Source organism: Campylobacterota bacterium, assembly GCA_020633995.1.
Lineage (GTDB): Bacteria > Babelota > Babeliae > Babelales > RVW-14 > JACKCO01.
Map to the genome: position 1 here is coordinate 356,535 of JACKCO010000004.1, position 22,677 is coordinate 379,211.

General features: G+C 43.7%; 18 protein-coding genes. 6 read left to right on the plus strand and 12 right to left on the minus strand.

Features of this window, described 5'->3' with window-relative positions; genetic code table 11:
• The first annotated feature begins 351 nt into the window (after positions 1-351).
• Both H6679_04620 and H6679_04625 read left to right on the plus strand, forming a co-directional pair.
• Positions 352-1,773, plus strand: coding sequence for a UDP-N-acetylmuramoyl-tripeptide--D-alanyl-D-alanine ligase (locus tag H6679_04620; GenBank protein MCB9493529.1), 1,422 nt, complete (start codon positions 352-354; stop codon positions 1,771-1,773).
• A gap of 133 nt (positions 1,774-1,906) precedes the next feature.
• On the plus strand, positions 1,907-2,449 hold the full coding sequence (locus tag H6679_04625; protein ID MCB9493530.1) for a hypothetical protein: 543 nt from the start codon (positions 1,907-1,909) through the stop codon (positions 2,447-2,449).
• Between the two features lies 1 nt (position 2,450).
• On the opposite strand, the gene H6679_04630 is transcribed toward H6679_04625, so the two are convergent.
• Positions 2,451-4,370, minus strand: a complete 1,920-nt coding sequence (locus tag H6679_04630; protein ID MCB9493531.1) for a heparinase II/III family protein — start codon at positions 4,368-4,370, stop codon at positions 2,451-2,453.
• Between the two features lie 362 nt (positions 4,371-4,732).
• Between H6679_04630 and H6679_04635 the strand changes: the two genes are divergently transcribed.
• Positions 4,733-6,295: an ATP-binding protein gene (locus H6679_04635; protein MCB9493532.1), complete on the plus strand. Its 1,563-nt coding sequence runs from the start codon at positions 4,733-4,735 to the stop codon at positions 6,293-6,295.
• A gap of 14 nt (positions 6,296-6,309) precedes the next feature.
• The gene (gene trpS, locus H6679_04640) at positions 6,310-7,314 is read left to right on the plus strand and encodes a tryptophan--tRNA ligase (GenBank protein ID MCB9493533.1); all 1,005 of its coding nucleotides are present in this window, start codon (positions 6,310-6,312) and stop codon (positions 7,312-7,314) included.
• A gap of 629 nt (positions 7,315-7,943) precedes the next feature.
• Here trpS and H6679_04645 read toward each other — a convergent pair.
• The 7 genes from H6679_04645 to H6679_04675 form a co-directional block, all read right to left on the minus strand.
• The gene (locus H6679_04645; GenBank protein ID MCB9493534.1) at positions 7,944-10,718 is read right to left on the minus strand and encodes a hypothetical protein; all 2,775 of its coding nucleotides are present in this window, start codon (positions 10,716-10,718) and stop codon (positions 7,944-7,946) included.
• Between the two features lie 11 nt (positions 10,719-10,729).
• Positions 10,730-11,458, minus strand: a complete 729-nt coding sequence (locus H6679_04650; GenBank protein MCB9493535.1) for a hypothetical protein — start codon at positions 11,456-11,458, stop codon at positions 10,730-10,732.
• A 12-nt stretch (positions 11,459-11,470) separates the two neighbouring features.
• Positions 11,471-12,184, minus strand: coding sequence for a hypothetical protein (locus tag H6679_04655; protein ID MCB9493536.1), 714 nt, complete (start codon positions 12,182-12,184; stop codon positions 11,471-11,473).
• A gap of 223 nt (positions 12,185-12,407) precedes the next feature.
• Positions 12,408-12,674 carry a type II toxin-antitoxin system YafQ family toxin gene (locus H6679_04660; GenBank protein ID MCB9493537.1) on the minus strand — a complete coding sequence of 89 codons (267 nt, stop codon included), beginning with the start codon at positions 12,672-12,674 and terminating at the stop codon, positions 12,408-12,410.
• Between the two features lie 3 nt (positions 12,675-12,677).
• A complete protein-coding gene (locus H6679_04665) occupies positions 12,678-12,929 on the minus strand; it encodes a hypothetical protein (GenBank protein MCB9493538.1) in 252 nt (83 codons plus the stop codon).
• 90 nt (positions 12,930-13,019) lie between these two features.
• A complete protein-coding gene (locus H6679_04670; GenBank protein MCB9493539.1) occupies positions 13,020-13,877 on the minus strand; it encodes a class I SAM-dependent methyltransferase in 858 nt (285 codons plus the stop codon).
• Between the two features lie 487 nt (positions 13,878-14,364).
• Positions 14,365-15,303: a tyrosine-type recombinase/integrase gene (locus tag H6679_04675; protein ID MCB9493540.1), complete on the minus strand. Its 939-nt coding sequence runs from the start codon at positions 15,301-15,303 to the stop codon at positions 14,365-14,367.
• A gap of 192 nt (positions 15,304-15,495) precedes the next feature.
• On the opposite strand from H6679_04675, the gene H6679_04680 reads away from it, so the two are divergent.
• On the plus strand, positions 15,496-16,095 hold the full coding sequence (locus H6679_04680) for an endonuclease III (GenBank protein ID MCB9493541.1): 600 nt from the start codon (positions 15,496-15,498) through the stop codon (positions 16,093-16,095).
• A 10-nt stretch (positions 16,096-16,105) separates the two neighbouring features.
• Here the strand turns inward: H6679_04680 and H6679_04685 are convergent, their stop codons facing one another.
• From H6679_04685 to mutS, 3 genes are all read right to left on the minus strand, one after another.
• Positions 16,106-16,579 carry a hypothetical protein gene (locus H6679_04685; protein MCB9493542.1) on the minus strand — a complete coding sequence of 158 codons (474 nt, stop codon included), beginning with the start codon at positions 16,577-16,579 and terminating at the stop codon, positions 16,106-16,108.
• 27 nt (positions 16,580-16,606) lie between these two features.
• On the minus strand, positions 16,607-17,134 hold the full coding sequence (locus H6679_04690; GenBank protein MCB9493543.1) for a hypothetical protein: 528 nt from the start codon (positions 17,132-17,134) through the stop codon (positions 16,607-16,609).
• An 85-nt stretch (positions 17,135-17,219) separates the two neighbouring features.
• Positions 17,220-19,826 (minus strand): DNA mismatch repair protein MutS, encoded by a 2,607-nt coding sequence (gene mutS / locus H6679_04695; protein ID MCB9493544.1) that lies wholly within the window; start codon positions 19,824-19,826, stop codon positions 17,220-17,222.
• Positions 19,827-19,976: 150 nt separating this feature from the next.
• Between mutS and cmk the strand changes: the two genes are divergently transcribed.
• Complete coding sequence (gene cmk, locus H6679_04700) at positions 19,977-20,660, plus strand: (d)CMP kinase (protein ID MCB9493545.1); 684 nt, start codon at positions 19,977-19,979, stop codon at positions 20,658-20,660.
• Positions 20,661-20,662: 2 nt separating this feature from the next.
• Here cmk and H6679_04705 read toward each other — a convergent pair whose 3' ends face one another.
• Entirely contained in the window at positions 20,663-22,195 is a 1,533-nt protein-coding gene (locus H6679_04705) for a PhoH family protein (protein MCB9493546.1), read from the minus strand.
• Positions 22,196-22,677: the final 482 nt, after the last annotated feature.

The following is a 22,677-nucleotide window of genomic DNA, read 5'->3' on the forward strand; positions in this document are numbered from 1 at the left end:
TTTAGTTGTGGTGTAGGATTGAGAGGTCTGGTGTTTGTTATCATAAAATGTGCGTTTGGTAGTTAAGAAACTATTGAATTGTACTTGTTGATAGAATTTTTTTATGTCTTCCTGAACTTGTTTCAGGATCCAGACAAAGGAAAAATCATTATCTGGATGCTGAAACAAGTTCAGCACGACATAGTAGAAAGATATTTGTGACATTTATCGATTGTGCTTTTTCTTCACCAATCAAGAATATTAATTGTTTTGATTGGTGGACTTACGTTATAAAAAAAGATCCCCGATTGATTCCCTTGTTAAACAAGAGGGTAGCTTTCGGAGGGGGGAACCTTTCTTTATGGAGGAACTATGCAACTTGATCATGCTTTCTTAAAGGAATCATTGCCGTATGCATCTATCAGTGTTGAAGGCCAACAGCAGTGGCAAGCACGTGAAGTGACTGTTTCTATTGATAGCAGGCATGTAAAGCCGGAACAGTTTTTTGTTGCCCTTAAGGGTGCGCGTGTTGATGGAAACAACTTTGTTGCCGATGCGCTTGCGCGTGGTGCCTGTGGTGTATTGGTTGATGATGACGGTATGCGAAAGCTAGAAGCCGCGCCGGCAAAAGATCGCGTTGGCAAGGTGATTGTTCATGTGCCAGATAGCATGCAAGCGTTTGTAGATCTTGCTCGTGCATGGCGCGCCCAGCTACGCTGCCCGGTTGTTGGAGTAACGGGGTCTGTTGGTAAAACAACGACGAAAGAAATGATTCGTACCATTTTGCGCACGGCCGATTTTCCGGCATTTGTTTCGTACAAAAATTATAATACGCTTATTGGCACGTGTTACAATTTGCTTAATGTACCCGGCAATGTTAAGGCCGCTGTGCTTGAGTTGGGTATCAGCCAGGTAGGCGAGATGCACGAGCTTGTTGATGTTGCGCGACCAACAATTGGCTTGATTACAACAGTTTCACACGCGCACCTGCAGGGCCTGGGTGGCTCTGTTACGTGTGTTGCGGCGCAAAAGCGTGCGCTCTTTGATTTTTTTGGGGGGAGCGACATTGGCATTATTAATGGCGATGTGCCATTGCTTACAGATTTTTCTTATCCTCATCCCATTGCAAAATTTGGGTTTAAAACAAAAAATCATATTCAGGCGCGCAAGGTGCGCATAGAGCGAGACAAAGATGGTAACCTTGTTACCCATTTTGCGCTCAAATGTTACGGTAAAAAAGTTGATGTGACGATTAATGGCAATCATCCAGGGTTTGTTGTTAACGCGCTTGGCGCAGTTGCCATATCCTATTTTTTAAAAATTCCTTTTGATTTGATTGTGCGTGGCTTGCAAGCATATCAAGGATTTGAGGGACGGTTTCAATTTAAGCAGCTGAGAAATGGGAAGGGTAATTTGCTCAATGATTGTTACAATGCAAACCCTGAAAGTATGCGTGCCGCACTGGAAGCATTTTCGCAAATCAAGGTTGCTGGTTCAAAAATTGCCGTGCTTGGCGATATGCTTGAGTTAGGGGAAAAAGAGCTCTATTGGCATCGGCAGATTGGGCGTGTGCTTGCAAAACTTGCGCCACTTGATGGCCTAATCTTGGTGGGAGAGCGTGCGCGCCACATAGCATCACCGCTGTTGCAAGCAGTCAACGTCGTTACCGTGGATAGTTGGCAGCAGGCACAACAAGAACTTGAGCGTATGATTGTCAAAGATGACAGTCTTGTGCTGACCAAGGCCTCGCGTGGTGTGAATCTGTCTTTGCTTGTTGAAAAGGTAAGTCTGTAGGCTAGTTTTTTAAGGCTTGTTCTGTTCGGGAAAAAGAGCTAAGGTGAAGAGGTAATGATGTTGCGCAAGCAATAAAACAAGGAAACGCGTATGTGAGAATGGTAACTCGTCTGTAAAAAAGGAAAGGAGTGTCATGAAGCTACCAGAACACGAGCATGAGGAGAGTCTGCTCGATAGTCTTGTCAGTTTACCACATAAAATATTATGCCATCACGAAATTCAAGGTTTGCCGGAGCTTGTTTTGCATGAGCTTGGCCACGACAGTTGTTTTGGCTTAAACCGGTCAATTTATATCGTTGATAATCCCGATTTTGATTGTTCACGTGGTGTGGCCGGGTATTGTAAAGATGATTGCAAGTACCACAAGCAAGATCCCTGGCAAGAGCCGCATGCCTTTCATAAAGATATGTGTGAAGCGCCATTTGGTAAGTGTGTTCGTTCGTTCAACAACAAAAGTTTTTTGCGTAATCACAAAGACGATAATGATCACACGCTTTCACCCGATGAAATTGATGCACTGTGTAAAGCGTTTGATGTTAAAAATCCTGCCTGTTTTACCTGGAAGCAACGGCATGGTAACCACGGCATCTTAATTTTTGACGGTGGTAATGACATGCGGCTTGAAAAGCGTAAAAAAATTCTTGCAAATTGCAGCGCACTGTTAAGCTTGTGCTGAGCTAAAGCCTGTGTAGCACCGTTCGCATAGGAGTTTGTGAAAATGGTAAACAGGCGGTTAGTTTTTTTGTTGGGCGGCTTTGGCCGTAAGAGGGGGAGCTCATATCTTGGCACACACTAAATGGTGCGTCAGATTGTAAAAAAATCGTACTTATTTTTTTATCAGGCGATAGACAAAAGCCATCTTGTTGCTGTTCCAGCGTGATGTCTGGGCTGCAAACAAAGTTCCACATGCTTGTGTGTGTGGCAGTCTGTGGTTGCTCGTTATCATTTGTATGCTGCCACCAGTCAGTGATGGTGACGGTATTGTTGGTGATGTGTAGCTGCCGGTATGCTATTGGCAGTGTTTGTTGGCTTTGATAGCTGTCTGATATGGTGATTGTTTGATCATTATACTCAATGTGGGGGTGTGCGGTGCTGATTTTTTGCGGCAAGACAAATAAGTCCTGTTGCCCTTTAATGCTGTTGGTGTTGGCAAGGCCAAAGGTGTTGTGTTGTTGCCAACTTCTAAAGTGATTGCGCCATTGTCCGTGCGGTGTGTAGACAAAACTGCCAGGGTCGATAAAAATTGGCTGCCCATCACACGAGATGGTAACAGCCAATTGATCTTGATGAAAATGTCCTGATGGTTGTCTGTCTTGGTAGCTGGCATGACGAAACGTAATGTGCCAATGCTGACCGCGTACAATGGTTATGCCAAAGTCATGATAGGTTGCAAGATTAGGCATAGTTTGTGGCTTTGTGGCTATACCAAAAACAATTTTTCCGCTATCATCATCGCCAATGCGTGCTGTATTGCCACCATGGTCTGTGCAGTCATCTAAAAACTGCTGCATGCGCACATGTTTTACAATCAGTTGGTTTGGCATAAACGTGTGCGTGAGTGCAAAGAGTGCGCGCAGGTGGGCAAGCATTTCACACACGAGTTTGTGGTAGGCGGTTGAGCCTTCATAGCTGGTGCCTTCGCCAAAAATTTGCTGATTAAATTGATCAAGCAAAACTTGAATGTGTGTCTGATAATTCAAGGTTATGTCACCCCTAAAAAAGAGCGTAAGATAGGCGTGACCAAGCAAGTCTGCAAGGTAATGATTGTTTGGCCGGTCGCTGGTTTCCCAATTATTTTCAAGGTAGTGCAAGTGGTCATACAGGCTGCACACCACACGTTGCCAAAAAGTTTTTGGCAACGTTGTCTCATCAGAAAAAAGCGTGAGCGCCCAAACCATATTGATGGCACGAATGCCAACTTCCATAGGGCAGACCCAGTTGATGCCTAGCAGATATGGGTTATTGGTGATCCAGTCAGTGAGTTGTTTTTGAAATGTTTGTGCATAGCCAACGGCACGTTCTTGTTCTGCTTGTTGGTAAGCCAGCCCGAGTGTGACAAGCTGATGCAAGCGTGAGAGCTCCCAGCAGGTTTTAACATCGGGGCCGGGCATTTGGTCTTTGCCGTGTGCGCAGGGTGAGGCGGTTATACGTTGGTAAAATGCAGTTTGCCAGCTGGTAGGGCTGGTAAAACCGTGACGTGCGGCTTGGTGGTCAGTGTGCCAGTCTATCGGGCCTTGGCCAAAGGCAAATGGCTCGTATCCAAGTACTGCAATGTTGCCGTCACAAATTTGGTCTGCTTGGTCGATCAGCTCAAACGGGTCGGTGCTCAGTTCTGGCGCAAGCCTTGTAATGAGGGGGTGTGCAATGAGTTTGTGCACTATTTTTTTTGCCGGTAGGTTCTGCCAAAATTGCTCAAAGTCGGCCGAAAGGGTGTGTGTTTTTGCTACTTGGCTCCAGTGGTGTCCAGCTGAGCCTGCTAATGCCTTGGTGCGCCAGGTGTGACCAAATGTGGCTCGATGGAGGCGTGTTTTTAGCGCATTGCAGGTGCCACCTATACCGAGCTCGCGTGCTCTGCTACAATAGTATAATATTTTCATAGATTCCATGCTCCTTTTTGACATGATTGAATCAAAGAGTTACGGCAAAAAGTTCCAGGTTGACTATGTTATTGTCGCCCTGATGTTTTTCTCGTCACCAGGTCTGTTTTCTGGCTTTGGCTAGGCCAGATCCCGATCCAAGGCTCGTCACTCCGGGCTTGATCCGGAGTCCATTTCTAAAGATAGAACCTACTATTTTATCTGGGAAAGACGTGGCTTCCGGTTCGTAGGCAGGATGACGAGTTTGAATTGTAAGCAACCTAACACAAAAAAATTGCAAAGCATACAAAGCGCATAAGCAGGTTGCCAGAGATAGCTTAGCATTATACTATTGCGTGATACTATTGCGTGTGGAGAACACGGTGAAGCTAAAAAAATTGCCACTAGGTATACAAGTTTTTGAACAAATTATCGAGCATGACTATGTTTATGTCGATAAAACCGAATATGTTTATGCCATGATTTCTTCCGGGTCGTGCTACTTTCTTTCACGTCCACGTCGTTTTGGTAAGTCGCTGACGCTTTCAACGTTGGATGCTATTTTTTCAGGCAGAAAGGAATTGTTCAAAAACCTTTGGATTGATAAGAGTGATTGGGGATGGAAAAAATATCCTGTGCTGCGCCTGGATATGTCCAGTGTTTCCTGTCAAAATGTTCAGGCCTTTAGGCAAAGCTTAGGTGTTTGCCTTGATCTACTTGCACGTAGGCACAATATTGTTATCGACCAAAGTTGGCATGCAGGTGACAAACTTAAGGCAATTGTTGAGCAGTGTGCCAGAAAAGGTCCTGTGGTGGTGTTAATTGATGAATACGATGCGCCGCTACTACAACATTTGCACAATATTGAAGATGCCGAGTGTATCAGGACTGAATTGCGTTGCCTGTATGCTCCGCTTAAGGATTTGCAGAAATACTTACGGTTTGTTTTTCTGACCGGGGTAAGTAGGTTTTCAAAAACATCTATTTTTTCTGGATTGAACAATTTAACTGACTTAAGCATGCATGGAACATATGCTGCGTTATGTGGGTATACGCAAGCTGAGATAGAGCATTATTTTGCAGACCACTTGGATCTCGTTGCTCAGCGGTTACGCTTGCACAAATCTGTGCTCATCGACCAGGTGAGGTCTTGGTACAATGGATATCGGTTTAGCGCCTGCTCAGAAATTTCTTTGTACAATCCCATATCTGTTTTGTCGTTGCTTGATCGAAAAGAATTCAAAAATTTTTGGATGGAGACTGGTAGCCCGTCATTTTTAATAAAACTGTTTGTGCAGGGGCAGCTTGCCCCCAAGGACATTGACAACAGTTGGGTAAGTGAAAGTACGCTCAGCAGTTTTGAGCTGAGCAATATTAACTTGCAAACAGTTATGGTTCAGGCTGGATATTTAACAATCAAGGATTATGTGTTTAAAAATAATCGCTCCCGCTATCTGCTTGGTTATCCAAATCATGAGGTTAAGCAGTCATTTATAGAGTGTATTATTCAAAACTTACTAAAAACTGAGCCGACGCTTGTTGAGAGTTATGCCGAGGCGTTGCGTGATGCTCTTTGCCAGTCAAGGCTAGAAAAATTTATAGATTTGTTTAAAGAGTTGATGACACAAATTCCATATGATTTGTATGCATCAACAGAAAAACATTATCAGACTATTTTTTATGTGACCTGTTTGGTTGCAGGTTTTGAGCCTATTGCTGAAGATCACACAGCGCGTGGACGCATTGATGTAACATTTGAACACGAACATGTTATTTATATCATTGAACTTAAAATTGGTTGTAGCGCTGACAACGCGCTTGCACAAATACATGAAAAGCGTTATTACGAAAAATTCTTAAATAAAGGTAAACGGATTGTTTTGCTTGGTATTTCGTTTGATGTGCAGGCAAAAACAATCGGTGAATGGAAACAAGAAAATTTATAAATTTAAAGGATATCATGGCACAACAAAAGGTTATTTTAACGGGTGATCGTCCAACTGGCCCACTGCACTTGGGCCACTTTGTTGGCTCGCTGCAAAATCGACTTAAACTGCAACATGAGGGCAAGCAGTATGTTATGCTGGCTGACGTGCAGGCACTAACCGACAACGCAGACAACCCAGAAAAAGTGCGTAACAATATTTTTGAAGTGATGTTAGATTATTTGGCTGTTGGTATTGACCCCAAGCTCAGCACTATTTTTGTGCAGTCAATGATTCCAGAAATTGCCGAACTTGCCATTTTTTATTTTAATTTGGTGACCGTTGCGCGTGTGCAGCGCAACCCAACGGTCAAAGACGAAATTAAACAGCGTGGTTTTGGCGACAGCTTGCCCGTCGGTTTTTTTGTCTACCCTATTCACCAAGCTGCCGACATTACCATTGTCAATGCTGACCTGGTGCCGGTAGGCAGTGACCAACTGCCCATGATTGAGCAAACGGCTGAGATTGTGCGCAAGTTCAACCGTTTGTATGGGCCTGTATTTCGTGAGCCGCAGGCGGTTATCCCGCAAACGGCTGGGCGTTTGCCGGGCCTTGATGGCAAAGCAAAAATGAGTAAGTCACTGGGCAATGCTATTTTTCTTTCTGACCAGCCTGATGAACTGACCAAAAAGGTTATGAGCATGTACACCGACCCTAACCATGTGCATGTTAACGACCCGGGTCAAGTTGAGGGCAACACGGTGTTTGCCTACCTTGATATTTTTGACCAGCGCACTGATGAAGTGGCTGAGCTTAAGGCACACTACCAGCGTGGTGGGCTTGGTGACGTGGTACTGAAAAAACGCCTTAATGAAGTGTTGCAGACATTACTTGAACCGATTAGAACGCGCCGTCAGGAGCTTGCCAAAGACCGTGGCCAAGTTATGCAGTTGCTGCAGGAAGGCACAGAACAAGCACGTGCTGTTGCCAGTCAGACCATGCAGTCGGTTAAAGCGGCGATGAAGATTGATTATTTTTAGATTTTGAATAGTCATCGAGCGAGCCTACCCTCTTGCTTGCTCAGGGGGCATCCGGGTTTCTTCTCGTCATCCTCTGGCTTGACCAGGGGGATAACGATTCATGAGCAGCGTCTACAACTGTCCAAAGTGTTGAGAAAGCCTGCTGAGAAGATAGGTGGCTACGACTGACAAGTTTGCTTGCGAAAAAAAAATCGTCGTCCCCGGCTTGGTCGGGGATCTAAAAAATTAAAAGTGAAATAAATGATGTAAGGGTTGTATGATTCTTACAAAGGAGATCCCCGATCGGCGTCGGGGATGACCCCCAGAAAAAAACGTCTATAAAAAAATATCGCATTCAAACGTAAAGTAACACTTTGGACAGTAATGGATCGGAGTCCAGGGTGACGAGATTGAATGCTATGTTATAAGTACAAGTTGCTGCATGACGTTTCAAAGTTATGGGGAGCGTATAGCTCCCCCTCTGTTTTTTAGTGCCATGCAATGTAATACTCGTCATCATCAAGTCCGGAGCCACGAGCCTGCCCTCTTGCGTGATCAGGGGAGTCACCCGGACCGAACACGCGTCATCAAGCTTGTCCTCTGGCTTGACCAGGGGAGCCCACGAGCCGTGATCCATTCTCCTACAGCTACTACTTCTTCTGCGCCTCTCGCCATTCTGCTACAGCATCTGCGACAAGTTGCTCTGCGTCGTCTGAGTGAATGGTTGGAACAAGTCTTTTTGCTTTAAATGATTTTTGGGCAAGCTCTTTCATTTGACCTCTTTGTCTTTGTATGTGCAGCTCGCCAGCTTTATTAAAATCGAAATATTCAATAGGAGCTTTTGTATCACTATAGGTTTTGAAAAGGTGTTCAAAATACCCATGAAAATCTTCACCCATAGCTAATACCCAACTTGCAACAAGTTCATTAACTTCTTTTTTATCTACCCCAGAACCTTGCAGTAACTGGTTGGTGTAACGCAGAAGATTGGCTGCTAGGGTGTCTATTTCTGTTTTGTGCTGTGAGTTGGTATAGTCTTGCTTGTCTTCATACAGGTTTTTGACTGCATTAAACTGAGCATCATCGTCTTCATCAACTTCTACACCACCCTCTTCTGGTGGTGCTTCTGACTCTTTACGTTTACGTTCTTCTTCTTCTTCCCTGCGCTCACGTTCTAGGCGTTCACGCTCTTCTTGTTCTCTGCGTTCACGTTCTTCTTTTTCTCTGCGTTCACGTTCTTCTTTTTCTCTTTGCCTTTGTTCAAAGCTCTTTTGAGTTGCAGCGGCTCTTTTTTTAGGAGCTGCTCGACCTTTTGTTTCTTGCCCCATTCTTGGGCCGCTACCGCCTGAGGGTACGCCAGCGCCGGGACTAGATTTTTTAGCTTCTGTATCTGGCTGCTTTGGCTCTTCTTTTTTCGGCTCGCTCTCTGGTTTCTTTGGCTCCGCCTTTGGCGCGCTTGCACCGCTTACCAGATACATGAGGTTGCTGAGTTTGAGTTTGGTGAGTGCTACTTGGGCAAACACTGGATCAACGTCGACGGTTTTAGGTTTTTCTGGCTCTGAAGCAGGTTCTGGTTTTTTAGTCTTCATGTTTTTTAAGGCGCTGAGAACCTTTTTAATTTGAGGTTGTATCTGTGCAATTCGTTGGGTAAGTTGTTCTGTGCTGTAGGCATCAGGTGATGCTTCAAGAAGTAAGATCAGTTCATTAACTGCTTGTATAACAGTTTGTTTCTCAGGGGACTCTGGTTCTGATTCAAGCTCTGTTAATATTGCTTTGTGTGTTTTAATATGCTTGTTTTTTAGGCTTTTCAGTTCTTCAAGCTTTTTGTTTCGTTCAACGAGTTGCTGCTCTTGGTTTCTTTGTGCCTCACGTTCGCGTTGTTCTCGCTCTTCCCTTGCACGTTGTTCGCGTTGCTCGCGCTCTTTGCGTAGACGTTCATATGCACGCTTCTCAGCTTCTGCTGCTTTGTCTTGATCTTTGGTTTTCTTCTTGTAGTCATCGTGTTCAGCTTTTGGTAGTGATGCTTTTCTTGCTTCTAGCTCGTCTGCCTTTGCTCCGTCTTCTTCAGCTACTGCAATCTTGATATCACTAAAGTTAATGGTACCGGCACCACCAAAGCCAACATAGGCGATATTTTTTATACCTTTATCTACGCGGTGCTTGAGGATCGTGTTCTCTTCGCTTGGGCTGTCGCCGTAGCCAGCGGTAATGGTGTTGCCAAAAAATTGAACCCAAAATGGATTGCTTTCGCTGTCGGCTTGTACGGCATGGTCTGCAGTGTGAACTAGTTCACTGTCTCCATGTTTAAAAATTGCCCATTTTGAGTTTTCCCATCCGCCAAAGACGATGGCATAGCCTTGCAATTCCTCTGTTTTGACGGGGTCTTGTTTTGTGGGTGAGAGCCCGACATAAAAATCATTTTGCCCTTTGCCAACGTTAAAGGTGATCAGCCCTTGTTGTTGTTGCGGTAGCTTCCAGGATTCGTCGAATGTTATTTTGTATTCATGGTTTTTGTTTAATGCAGATAATATCGTGGGCTCTGGGGTTGGTTCAGTGGCTGGCTCCGGCTCCGTCGGTTCAGGCTCCGGCTTTGCCGATTTAGGTTCTGGTTCGGGGTGAGGATCAGTTTTTTTCTTCTCTGCTTCTTTTTTCTTTGCATCTTCAGCAGCTTTTTTTGCCTCGCTTTGTAGCTTGATTGCTGCCTCTACTTTTGTTGAGAGGTCATGTATAGTTTTTGGATCTTGAGGTTGAGCTCCTGCAAAGAAAGTGTAGGCAGTTGTTTGGGGTGCTGTGTTTTTATATTTGGTTACTCCGTCTGAATCGGTAACAGTGTCTATAACTTGGGTTTTAAACGTGTTTGGTTTCTCTTCGGTTGTCTTTTGCAGGAGGTGTGTGTTCAATTTGGAGACTAAGAGATTATAACTTCTGTCATTGTGGATAGTTTGTATATCATTTGCTGTTATCACTTGTGCTAGCTGGTTTGCGATGTTGTTGGCCAGCGCTTGTTGCATAGCAGATTGCTTTGTTGTGACTTGAGGTAGCGTGGGCATAACTCTCTGTTGAGTCATTATAGCTCCACTATATTGTGCTCCGGTGAGAAGTTTGCATGTTAATTCAATGTATTGATTAAGCGCTGTTTTGGTTTGTTCATAAGCCGTTGTATTAGGTTTTGTTCCTGAGACCCCAAGCACGGAGCCTACGCTTTCCCAAAATCCCTTTTTTGGCTCAAGCCCTTTAAGCTCGTTGTAAAGCGGTTCTATGTTTGGGTGCCCTTTAACTTGATTGGTAATCTCTTGTACTTTTGTTTGATCGACTATGAGCGTTACAGATTTTGGCGTACCACTAAACATGGCCCATGCCTGACCACTGAGCAAAAGCGCTAGGGCTAGTACGACAAAAAATCTAAACACGTTTAGTTTTGCCATCATTTTCCTTTTTATTTGGCACTAATTTTGTGCATGAGATTTATCATTTTTAGCTTCATAATTTGTAGCTGGGTGAGTGTTGCATCTTGTGATGGTTTTTCTGGAGTACTTTTTTTCTTTTCGGGGGGTGTTGAAGTTTGTGTCTTTTTCCAGGCTACTTTAGCATTGTTTACTTTTTCTTTTAGGTGGTTGATGTTTAAGGCCTGTGTTACATCGACTAAGTATTTTTGGTGGACAAAGTTTTGGTTGGTTGTACCTGTGAAGGATGGAAGGTCACTTGGAAACCATGTGTTCACTTTTGCTATGAATGGCTTTACAAGTTGGTTGCTGATTTTGCTTTCGTCATCATTAATGTTTTTAAGTGTTTCCTCTGTTAAGCTTATGTACTTGTTGCTTGTGAAAAATGTGGCTAACCCTGCAGAGAAAAGGCTCGGTTGTCTATCTCTAGGAATGACGATGCCTTGATGTAGTTCGCAAAAAAGTAGGATGAGATCTTCAAGAGTTTTTTTAGTTTTTGGCTGACCTGAAGACCAGGGAATCCAACTGGGGCTAACTTCAGCTATAAGCTTTTTAATCGAATCTTTTTCTAAGACGTTGTTATAAAGTGTTGTTATATCAGTGTCTGTTTTTAGGGAAAGATCAGATTCTTTCTGAGATGATTCGGCTCCCCACGCACTGCTCGTAAACAAAAAAGTAACTATTAGTACTACAAACATTGTATGGGATAACTGCTTTGCCATGGGTTTCCCTTTTTATTTAGCACTAATTTTGTGTATAAGATCCATCATTTTTAATTTCATAATTTGTAGTAAAGTCAGCGTTGGTTCGGTTTGTGTCTGCTTGCCATGCTCGTCATTGTATGCTTTGAGTGTTGCTGTTATTTTTTCGGCAAGACTATCTCTGGTGTTAATGCTTGTAGGGCCTGCGTGTGCATAGTAATGGTAAGCTGTCTGTGTCAGGTCTATGCCAAATGTTGTTTGTATGTTTTGCATCCATGTGTCTATTTTGTTTGCAAAGTTTTGTGTCAGCTCATCAAGCTTACTGCCTTGTTGAAACATGTTGGTATTGTGGATCTCTGTTATTTTTGTTTCTGTTAATTCAAGATAACTGCTGTTGATAAAGAATGTAGTAATTTCTGAAGGGAGTGTGAGGGGATTTTTTTCTTTTTTTATGTGGGTACCAGTGAGGAGTGAGCAGATATGGTCAACAAGTGCTTCAAGTATTTTTTGTGTGTTACTGGTAATGGAGGTAACAAATAGGTTAGTCGGAGGGGCTTGTGCAATGAGTTTTTTCATATCTTCTGTTGCAAGCACGTCTTGCTTGAGCTGCTCAACAGCTTCTGGTGAGTTAAGGTTGAGGTCTTGTGCGGGTGGGGTTGGATCGGCTGCGTGGGAGATGGTGCCAGAGTTTAAAAGCATTGCAATTGATAAGGCCAACAATAGAAGGGAACGTGTCTTTATTTTCATACCACTCGTCCTTTGTTTGTGTCATGCTCAAACAGTACCTGGATAAATCAGAGCACATAGCTCAGCAAGACATATGATTGTTATTAAAAAAAAGAATAACAATCTTATGCTGGCAGAAGTTGGGCGAAGTGGTCAATAATTTGTAGGACTTGATGTCTTTATGATGTGAACCGGGCATAGAGGCTGCAGGGCAGCATGCGTTTGTCACTGGCATGAGCCAGACTTAAAAGAGGTCGGCGTGTGTGCCAGTCCTAATAAAAATGATTTCGGTGTCAGTTTTTTTGTAAATGAGAAGCCAGTCTGGCTCGATGTGACATTCCCAATAGGTACTGTATGGGCCCTTGAGTTTATGATTACGATTTTTTACGGGTAATTTTTTTGACTCAAGTAAAGCTTGCATGATCTGCCTTATCTTGGACATATCTTTGGAGCGCTTTTTTTGGCGTTGGATGTCTTTTGTAAATTGTTTTTGGTAGATAGCTATTAACATTGCCTAGATGCCCAATTTCTCAAATAAATCGTCGATATTTTTTGCTTTTACAAGATTTTTCTTTTGTTCAGTATCCTTGATTGCTTGGCATGTTGTTTTATTGGGTTTTTTTTCTGTGTAGAGGTGCTCAATTGAGTCAATGACAAGCTGCCGCATGCTTTTTCCGGTTACCAAAGCAAGAGCTTTCAGGCGTTTGTGGTCTTGTTTTGGAATATCGATTGTTAGGCGAGAAAATTCATTCGTTTGAGGTTTCATGGTTGGCCTTTCTTTTCCTTTAATTATTCTTTACTTGCTCTTAAGTAAAGAATAACAGATTTAAAGAAATAAAGAAAGTTTTGGTAGCATTTATCCTTTGAACCGGGCATAAAGGCTGCAGGGCAGCATGCGTTTATCGCTGGCATGAGCTAGTTCAAGTTCACCAACGTCAAGGGTCACGTCTGGGTAAAAGTCGGTAAGTACGTTGGCAAGTACGGTAGGCGAAAAGCCCATCGAGTACCCGTTAAAAATAACAAAGTGAGGCTGGGGTACGAGCAGACGTGTGCATAATTGGAGCAGCTCAAGTACGTGTTTTTCAAACTCAAAGATTTTGCCTTTGTGGCTGCGGCCAAATGAGGGTGGGTCCATAATGAGTGCGTCGTAACGCTTGCCCCGTTTAAGCTCTCGTTTGACAAAGGTTGCACAGTCGTCAATTATCCAGCGGATTGGTGCATTGGCAAGGCCACTGTTTTGGGCATTGGTTCGAGCTTGGCTGATGCTGGGCTTTGACGCGTCAACATGGCAAACCTGTGCCCCAGCAGCAGCTGCACAAAGAGTGGCTGCGCCGGTGTAGCCAAATAAGTTGAGAACTGACAAGTCTTTTTTGCTTTGGGTGATTGCATCAATCATCCATGACCAGTTGGCCATTTGTTCGGGAAAGACGCCAATGTTTTTAGAGCCACTCGCTTTGAGCTGACAGGAGATTGATATTTTTTTGTACTCGTACTGGAAATGCCAGTCAGGGGGTAAGCCCTTTTTATGCTGCCAAGCCCATTTGTCAGCATTGTTTTTTGCGTATGTTGCGTGTGCTTTGCTCCATTCGTGCTTGGGCAGGCGTGGTTGCCAGACGCAGTTTGTGTCTGGTCTGATGATGCGTGTTGAGCCGATTTGCTCGAGTTTGCGGCCGTGGCCAGAGTCGAGTAGTTGATAGTTTGTGTTTGTTATCATAATTATCGTAAGGTCCTGTGTGTAGGTATGGTATTTGGGTGGCGTATGTTATTTTTTTGTCGTCATCCCCGAGCCTGTCCTCTGGCTTGATCAGGGGGACGATCGGGGATCTTTTTTATTTTACAGTTATTGCAAAAAATAATTAAGTTTTAAGGTGGTTTTTGAATTTTTTAGATTCCCGATCGCCGTCCATTACTGTCCAAAGTGTTTTGAAATAAGTTTTTTTGCGGGACACACATTCCCCCCTTGGGTCGTCCCCGGCTCGGTCGGGGATCCAGATAATGGTTAGTCAAGTTCTGGATTCCCGCCTTCGCGGGAACGACGAATTTGGAATATCAAGATGCGTAACAATTCGTCTCTTTACAACTATTCTTGTATCACTTTGGACAGTAATGGACGGCGTCGGGAATGACAATTTTTTTTAGCAAGCAAATTTTGTACGGGTAGCTATCTTAGTCTGAGTGAGAGCATATAAATTTATTAATTTCTAGTCATCGCTATTTACCAAGTGGTCAAGTTTGTTGAGAGGATGTTTTTCGTCACACATTTTAGCCAGCTGCTGGTTTGAAATGTGTGTGTAAATTTCGGTGGTTGAAATTGTTTTGTGTCCGAGCAGTTCTTGAATGACGCGTAGGTCAACGCCCTGATGAAGCATGTGTGTGGCAAATGAGTGGCGGATTTTGTGCGGTGTCAGGGTACGGTCGACTTTTAAAAATTTGCGAAACATTTCAAAAATACGTTGCACTGAGCGTGTGGTAATTTTGCTGCCGGCATAGTTTAAAAAAAGGTAGGGTTCATTGTCATCTTTGAGCAGCGTTGGCCGTTCAATATTGATGTACTGCTCAAGTTGTTTTTGTGCTTTTGCGCCAAACAAGACAATGCGTTCTTTGCGGCCTTTGCCCAAAATCCTGATTGCTCGCTCACTAAAACTGATGTCGTTAAGCCTGATGTTGACCAATTCGCTACAGCGAATGCCGGTTGCGTACACTAACTCAAAAATTGACTTATCGCGGTGTGGAAACTTGGTGGGGAGGTTGTCGTTTTTGATAGCATCAAGCAGATAAAAGATTTCATCAACGCTGAGTGTTGCGGGTAGTTTTTTGTCCAGACGTGGTGACTTGAGATTGATGGTGAGTTTAATGCCTTGGTTGTGTAAAAATTGCTGAAATGAGCGTAGTGTTGAGAGTTTGCGTGCTAGTGATGACTTACTTACCTTTTTATAAAAAAGTGAGACAGCGTAGCGACGCAAAACGGTGTCCAAATCGAGTTTAACCTTTTTCTCTTTTTCTTTAATACGCTCCCAAAAGGCACAAAGCTGGTCAAGGTCACTTGCGTATGCGCGCAGCGTGTGAGCTGAGGCATTCTTTTCAACCTCTAAAAATGATAAAAAATCTTTTACTTTTTCTTTAAACTGTGCAATATCCACAAAGGCCTCCTTGTACGTCTGCGCGTTTGTATGATAGTGACGAAACATTCATCAGTGTAGACAAACCATTTGGCAGATGGCAAAGCGTTTTGTTATTGGCTTCAAACAGTCCCAACTAAGAGGAAAAGTGTGAGCGAGCATGAGTATATCGAAAAATTGATTAACCTGCTGCAAAAAAACACAAAAAGTTTTATGCAGCCGCTTATTGACATTGTCATTGATGAGTTTGGGCACGAGCCATATCTTATTTTGATTGCATGCTTGTTGAGCTTGCGAGCAAAAGACAGTACCACCGTACATGTATGTCGTGAGCTTTTTGCTCGGGTAAAAACGCCACAGCAGCTGTTGAAGTTGCCGGTTAGTGAGCTTGAGCGCATCATTTTTAAAACGGGGTTTTACAAAAATAAGGCAAAAGTGTTGCGTGGTGTAAGCAATGTGTTGCTTGAGCAGTATGGTGGTAAAGTGCCCGATAAGTATGATGAGCTGATCAGCATTGATGGTGTTGGGCCTAAAACTGCCAACTTGGTGCTTGGCATGGCGTTTGGCAAGCCGGCTATTTGCGTTGACACGCACGTGCACCGTATTTCAAATCGGCTAGGGCTGATTAAGACAAAGACGGTTGAGCAGACAGAGCAGCAGCTTAAAAAGGTGTTACCACAAAAATATTGGACGGTGTGGAATCATTTGCTGGTTATGTGGGGACAAAATGTGTGCGTGCCGATTTCCCCTAAGTGTAGCGAGTGTGTGTTGAAACCACATTGTAAAAGAATTGGGGTCATTAAAAGTCGATAAAAAAGGCGTGCTATTGTTTAGTATAGCTGAAAAGTTGGGTGATTATTTTGTTAATTTCTTTGGATTCTTCAACGATATCTTTGCGTATGGTTGAAACAAAATGTGAGCCCGAATGTATGAAGTTGGCTGCTGGATGTGCTTGGCGAATGGCCTGTAGTGTTTTTAAGCCGAAGTAGATATTGAGGGGCCACCAAAATGCAAATTGGCATGTTCTAATCAAACGTGATTTTTGAGTTTTGAAGAAACTTGGCATTAAGGTTTTAGCCTTAGTTACTGCTGGGGCTGTCCGTGGATACAGGCGTGTAATTTTTTGAAGTGCTTCCGGGATAAAAGATTTCACTTTCATTGTCCAACAAAAAGCCCAGAGAAGGCTAAACTTAACCGCTCGCTCGTGTTCTTCGTGGTTGATTTGTTTTGGCGATTGCATGTTTGCGGTTTGCGCCAAGCACGCAATCAAAAGTGCCAAGGTGATACGTTTTTTCATAGTAAGCCTCCATGCCGGGGTGCGTGGTTAACCTTTTTTTGCACCTACTCGTTCTTTAATCCACTTACAAGTGTCAGCGCCTGTGTTGTACGTTTTTGTCCAGAAGTCGGCTATACTTGACAAGGTGCTGCGTGAAAGTGTTGCCATGTTGTCTGTTTCGATTGCTAGGTCGCGTATAGTTCTTTTTGTAAAGTTTATTGGTGGTTCATAAAATGGCGAGTTGTTGTTTTTTTTATGAGCCTGTTGCATCGCTCCCCATGTGCTTGCTGTAAAATAAGCAAGAAATGGCATTGTCATGGCTAGGCATGCGAAGTGATACGCTTTTCTTTTTAAGCCGTTTTCGTTTTTAAGTGGTTTTGAAAAAAACGCTTTGGTACTACGATAAAAGCTCAAGCTAGTTAAGAAAGAAAAGATAGCAAATTTTTGTGCAGCTTGATGTGCAGTTTCTTTCCTTTCCGTGCGAACATTTTCACCCTCATCAGAGGAAAACCAGCCAGCATGAGTTTGGTTGGTAGCAGCGACAAGCATGAGTGAGAGTAGAATATATTTTTTCATGATACCTCCATTTTGAAAAACTATATAAATGTTATTTGTAATTTAGTATTACATGGTACTATTTTCACATAGTATCTTATTTTTGTCAAATGCTCTGCTGGAGCTGCTTTTTGAGTTTCCATAGTTGATCGAAAGCCTGTTTGGGGCTTAATTCATCTAAATCAAGTGATTGCAGGGACTCAAGAGCAGGGTGATATGTTTGATTGGTGCTACTGGCAGGTGTTATTTGTGTCTTTGATGCGTCTTGGCTTGCCAGGGAGGAGGTATTGAGCAGGTGTAGAACTTCGTGTGCTCGAGCAATGACTGCATCGGGCAAATGGGCAAGTTTTGCAACATCGAGTCCAAAGCTGCCCCTGGCAATACCGGGAATGATGGTGTGCAAAAAATTAAGGTGTTGGCCCTGTTTGTGACACGCCATGTGGTAGTTGGCGATGTGCGGCTTATGTTGTGCCAATGTGGTCAGCTCATGGTAGTGGGTAGCAAATAGGCAGCGGGCATTAATGGTGTCGGCGATATACTCTAAAATGGCCTGAGCCAGGGCAATACCGTCAAAGGTGCTGGTGCCCCGTCCAACTTCGTCAAGGATGATGAGGCTGCTTTGCGTTGCATTGGCACAGATAAGCGCTGTTTCTTCCATTTCAACCATGAAAGTACTTTTGCCATCGGCAACGTTGTCTGATGCGCCGATTCGAGTAAAGACTTGGTCGACAATGCCCAAGCTAGCTGCCTGAGCAGGTACAAAGCTGCCGCATTGTGCCATTATGCTGATCAGGGCGACCTGGCGCAGGTAGGTTGACTTACCACCCATATTTGGGCCGGTGATTACCCATACCGACTGGTCATCGTCCAGGGCTGTGTCGTTGGGAACAAAGCGAATGGGCTGTGTTCGTTCAACAACTGGATGTCGGCCCTGTGTGATGGAAAAACGATGTGCATCATTAAATGTTGGTTGGGTGTAGTGTTGGTCATGGGCAACTGCTGCAAAGCTGTAAAGTGCGTCGCATTGTGCAACTGCTTGCGCGAGCGTGCGCAGCGAGTTGAGGTATGTGGCGACATCTTTTTTGATTCGTTCAAAGGTAGCCTTTTGTGCTTGATCAATATCTGCATTGGCGCTCAAAATGGCTTGCTCAAGATTTTTAAGTGGCTCGTTGATGAAGCGTTTTCTGCCAGAAAGGCTCTGTTGATGAAGGTAGTGAATGGGAACTTTATCAAGATGTGTGTTGGTCACCTCAATGTAATAGCCGGTAACTTGGTTGTAGCCAATTTTAAGGCTACCAATGCCTGTTTTACTGCGCTCATGCGCTTCGAGGCGAGCAATTGACTGTTGACTGTTTTCAATCAGGTTTCTGAGTTGATCAATACGTTGGTCAAAACCTGGTTTGATGATGTAAGGTTGGCTGGGGTCATCGTTCAGACTTGCATCAAGCAGTTGAACTAGCGGGGTAAAGTCACACATGCTTTTGTGCATGGTATGGGCTATATCCCCCGTGAGGTTGTCATGCAAAAACTGCTTGAGCTGTGGGATATGGGTGAGTGAGGTTTTGAGCGTGGTATAATCGTGCAGCGTTGCAGAGCAAAGTGCGATGCGGCCAATGATGCGTTCAATGTCGGCAATTGAACTGAGCTGATCAGCAAGTAGTTGGAGCAATGTTGGTCGTGCGTGAAGTTGTTTGACAACTTCGTGGCGTGCGGTGATGGCATCTTTTTGTACCAGTGGCTTGGTTAGCCATTTTTTGATGGTACGCGATCCCATCGGAGTTTTTGCCTGGTCCAGGACAAAGAGAAGGGTGTTTTTTCTGCTTCCATCGTTATTGTTTTTAACCAGTTCGAGGTGTTTTTGTGTGGTGCTATCAAGGAGTAAGTAGTCGTCTGGTTGGTAAAATTGTATTGTTTTGAATTGTGTGAGTGACGGCGCGTTATTTTTTTGTAGGTAGCGATGCAAGAGTGCCAGGCTGCTGCAAACTATGGGCTGCTGGTTAATTTGTTCATGTACGCTTTGTTTGAATTGTTGCTGGAGCCAGTTTTTAGTTTCGTACTCTTGTTCGTCCACATGAATAGGCTCGATATTAAGACCTGGATGATCTATGATACTGGTACAGTATCCCATTTTTTTTAGCTGTGTGAGCAAGTTTGAGTTTTGTGCCGTGGCCGGGAGTACAATTTCGTCTGGGAAAAAACGGGTGAGCTCAGATTCGAGCAACCGTTGTTGACTCGTGGGAATGACGGTTGCAAAGATTTGTGCAGTGAGTAGCTCTGAAAAAACCATACCCAGGTTTTCGCGTGTTGGAAACAGTGTCAGCAGATAGGATGCTGATTTTTCATCAAGCATAAGGCCGTCAGTCAGCGTTCCGGGGGTAAGCACTCGGGTGACGCCGCGCTCAACCACGGTGCCTGGTTGGGGCTTTGAGAGTTGTTCGCATAATGCTACCTTAAAACCGCCTTTGATGAGCTTGATCAGATAGTGATTGAGGGCATGAACCGGAATGCCACAGAGTGGAATATCTTCACCCTTATTTTTACCACGCTTGGTTAGCGCGATTGCAAGAAATGATGAGGCGAGTTTGGCATCGTCAAAGAACAGCTCGAAAAAATCACCAACTTGAAAAAAGAGCAGCGTGTCTTGGTATTGGGCCTTAATATCGAAATATTGCTGCATGAGTGGGGTTGGTTTATCATGTATATTTTTTTTCATCATCATAGTTGCGTACTCGTCTAAATAACAGTAAACTCATTTGCCTTTCTTGTATGAAAGTCTATTCTAAAGGGGGAGAAAGACAAGGTGTGGATGATTTTTGATATGCTTTTTAAGACTTTATTCTCAAAAGAATAAAAAGGTATAAACATGATTATAACGATTGATGGTCCCGCTGGAAGTGGAAAAAGCTCCGTTGCCCGAGCACTTGCTAAAAAATTGGGGTATTACCATCTGAGCACTGGGCTTTTATATCGGACACTTGCTTATATCTTGATCTTGCAAAAAGGCACCATCTGTTGTCAAAAGTTTTTGCGCAAGCCAGAGCTTATCAATGAAAAAGATTTAGACTTTGTCTCTGAAATAACATACAAGTATGATGATCAAGGAATTCATATTTTGTTTCAGGACCGGGATATCACACATCGCATTCGTGATGTGTCACTTGAAAACCTTGTTTCATACTTGAGTACGTTTAAATTCGTTAGGCAAAAGCTTCTTGACTTTCAACGTTCCCTTGCGGACCATTATAACTTAGTAGCTGATGGCCGCGATTGTGGAACAGTTGTTTTTCCCGATGCTGATGTTAAGTTTTTTTTAACCGCTGATTTTGATACGCGTCTAGATCGTGTTTGTTCTGACAGCAACCGTAAGTCGATTCACATGGAGCGAGAGCAGGTTGCTCAAGATTTAAAAGAGCGTGATCAGCGTGATAGCACGCGTGACGAGTCCCCGCTCAAAATTCCTGACGGTGCAATTGTTATTGACAATACTAATCTCAATCAAGAAGAGACCGTTGGCCGCTTCTTGACTGAGATTGAAAAACATCAGTAAGTTTATAACACATCGATGGCTAGTTTAGCCAGTTCCGAACGTTCGCTAATTTCTAGAAAGACCGTGCCAAAGATTGAGTGTTCTTTGAATTTTTCAGTGGTGACGGTCAGGCCGTTGCTTGTAAAATCAAGGTACGGAGAGTCAATTTGGTAGGGGTCGCCGGCCAAAATAACTTTAGTTCCTTCGCCTGCACGGCTTACAATGGTTTTTACCTCGTGTGGTGTTAAGTTTTGTACCTCGTCGATGAATAAAAATTGAAAAGGGATTGAGCGTCCACGCATGTAGGTAATGGCCTCAAGGCTGAGGATTCCTTTTTGTTGAAGCTGTTGAACACGGCTTGCCTGGTCTTGATGAAAGGTACGGTGTCCGTTGTGCTGTTTATGTTTTTTGTCTCCCTTTTTCTTGTCCCTCTCCCGGTTGTCAAAAGCGTCTTCATCTTTTGAAAACTGGCTATAAATAAACTCGAGGTTGTCATGAATGGGCTGCATCCAGTAGTGGAGCTTTTCTTGCAGATCACCGGGCAAATAACCAATATCAGAACCGAGTGCAACAACGGGGCGCGTTACCAAAAGGCGTCGGTACACTCGTTCATGGGCAACTTTAAAAAGACCGGCCAGGAGTGCGAGAAATGTTTTGCCTGTTCCAGCTGGGCCAAGTAAAGTAAGGAGTTGTACATCATCATCAAGCAGCAGATCAAGCGCCATGGTTTGTTGGATATTTTTAGGGCCGAATGAGTTCATGATCATGCTTGGATGTATTTCTCTAAATGTGCTGCCACCCATAAATCTGAATAAGCGGTAATTTTCTGGGTTATTTTCGCTTTCGCAGATAATGAATTGATTTGCGTAGAGTTCCCGATCACTCACGAATGGGGCTAGACGTTTTCCCGTCAGGGTTTTAAGCTCCATAGCTGGAACTTGAATGCTAAACCAGCCTTTATAGAATTGATCGTAGTTTACCTTGCCCTTTGCATAGTCTTCCGCCTCCAGGCCCAATGCGTCCGCTTTGACCCGGGCGTTAATATCTTTACTTACTAACGTGACCTGTTTTCCTTGTTGCGTGAGGTCATGCACGGTTTGTATGATGATGTTATCTTTAATGTCACAAACAATATCTTCGCCGGTTACGGTACAGGCTCGTGGGTTTGGAAATACTTTGAGTAGCGATGTGCCTGCTGTGTCTGATAATGGGATTCCTTCACTTAAGCTTCCTTGAAATCGTAAGTTGTCGAGTGTTCTAATGGCAGCGCGCGCATTGCGTCCGCGCTCTCCAGTGTCAGATTTAAATGTATCGAGCTCTTCAAGTACAATGAAAGGAATGCCAACAACGACATCTTTGAACGCATAGATTGCACGCTCATCGTGAATAAGTACATTAGTATCAAGAATAAAAATACGGTTGTATCGTATTGATCCTGTAGCGTCTTCGGGTGGTGATGATGGAGGGGGGGGAGATGGTTGCTTAGGTGGATGCTGCTCTGACTGTAGTACGTCGTTTGTTGTTGCCTCTTTTTTCTCTTGATCGTTGAGCATCATGGCGCTCCTTTGCCGTTGGACTAAACTTCTGTCTTGCGCGTGCCCCCCGGACTGCCTGTAAGCTTATCACCCAGTTATTACAAGATTCAAGCTTTGTGGCAAATTACTATTGAGCTTGTAAGGTAGGACGTTCTTTATTGTTTTTTCATGGTTGTGTTTTAAATCTTTTGGTGAATTCATATTGTATTTTTATCGCGGCAAAAAATGTGCTTTATTTAAAATATATTTACTTAAAAAATTTTCTTGTTTATAATTAATTTATGTTCTTGGAGGTAAGTAGTATTCATTCGTATACTTTGTCGCGCACCATGCACGTGTGACAAAGGTACACAAAGGCGTAGCTAACGGTTGTTAGATACGCCTTTTTTTGTTTGCAGACAACACTTATTTTTTTAGTGCATAATTAAAATAACGTAGCGATGGAGGTTTTGTGTTGCCGTCCATTTGACAGAGGTAGGCAAACCTTTTAGGATGATCAGCAC

Coding starts and splice junctions, on each gene's coding strand:
- H6679_04670 (MCB9493539.1), bottom strand. CDS start 13,877: ATGATAACAAACACAAACTATCAACTACTCGACTCTGGCCACGGCCGC.
- mutS (MCB9493544.1), bottom strand. CDS start 19,826: ATGAAAAAAAATATACATGATAAACCAACCCCACTCATGCAGCAATAT.
- H6679_04650 (MCB9493535.1), bottom strand. CDS start 11,458: ATGGCAAAGCAGTTATCCCATACAATGTTTGTAGTACTAATAGTTACT.
- H6679_04630 (MCB9493531.1), bottom strand. CDS start 4,370: ATGAAAATATTATACTATTGTAGCAGAGCACGCGAGCTCGGTATAGGT.
- H6679_04655 (MCB9493536.1), bottom strand. CDS start 12,184: ATGAAAATAAAGACACGTTCCCTTCTATTGTTGGCCTTATCAATTGCA.
- cmk (MCB9493545.1), top strand. CDS start 19,977: ATGATTATAACGATTGATGGTCCCGCTGGAAGTGGAAAAAGCTCCGTT.
- H6679_04620 (MCB9493529.1), top strand. CDS start 352: ATGCAACTTGATCATGCTTTCTTAAAGGAATCATTGCCGTATGCATCT.
- H6679_04645 (MCB9493534.1), bottom strand. CDS start 10,718: ATGGCAAAACTAAACGTGTTTAGATTTTTTGTCGTACTAGCCCTAGCG.
- H6679_04685 (MCB9493542.1), bottom strand. CDS start 16,579: ATGAAAAAACGTATCACCTTGGCACTTTTGATTGCGTGCTTGGCGCAA.
- H6679_04690 (MCB9493543.1), bottom strand. CDS start 17,134: ATGAAAAAATATATTCTACTCTCACTCATGCTTGTCGCTGCTACCAAC.
- H6679_04680 (MCB9493541.1), top strand. CDS start 15,496: ATGCAGCCGCTTATTGACATTGTCATTGATGAGTTTGGGCACGAGCCA.
- H6679_04660 (MCB9493537.1), bottom strand. CDS start 12,674: ATGTTAATAGCTATCTACCAAAAACAATTTACAAAAGACATCCAACGC.
- H6679_04665 (MCB9493538.1), bottom strand. CDS start 12,929: ATGAAACCTCAAACGAATGAATTTTCTCGCCTAACAATCGATATTCCA.
- H6679_04705 (MCB9493546.1), bottom strand. CDS start 22,195: ATGATGCTCAACGATCAAGAGAAAAAAGAGGCAACAACAAACGACGTA.
- trpS (MCB9493533.1), top strand. CDS start 6,310: ATGGCACAACAAAAGGTTATTTTAACGGGTGATCGTCCAACTGGCCCA.
- H6679_04625 (MCB9493530.1), top strand. CDS start 1,907: ATGAAGCTACCAGAACACGAGCATGAGGAGAGTCTGCTCGATAGTCTT.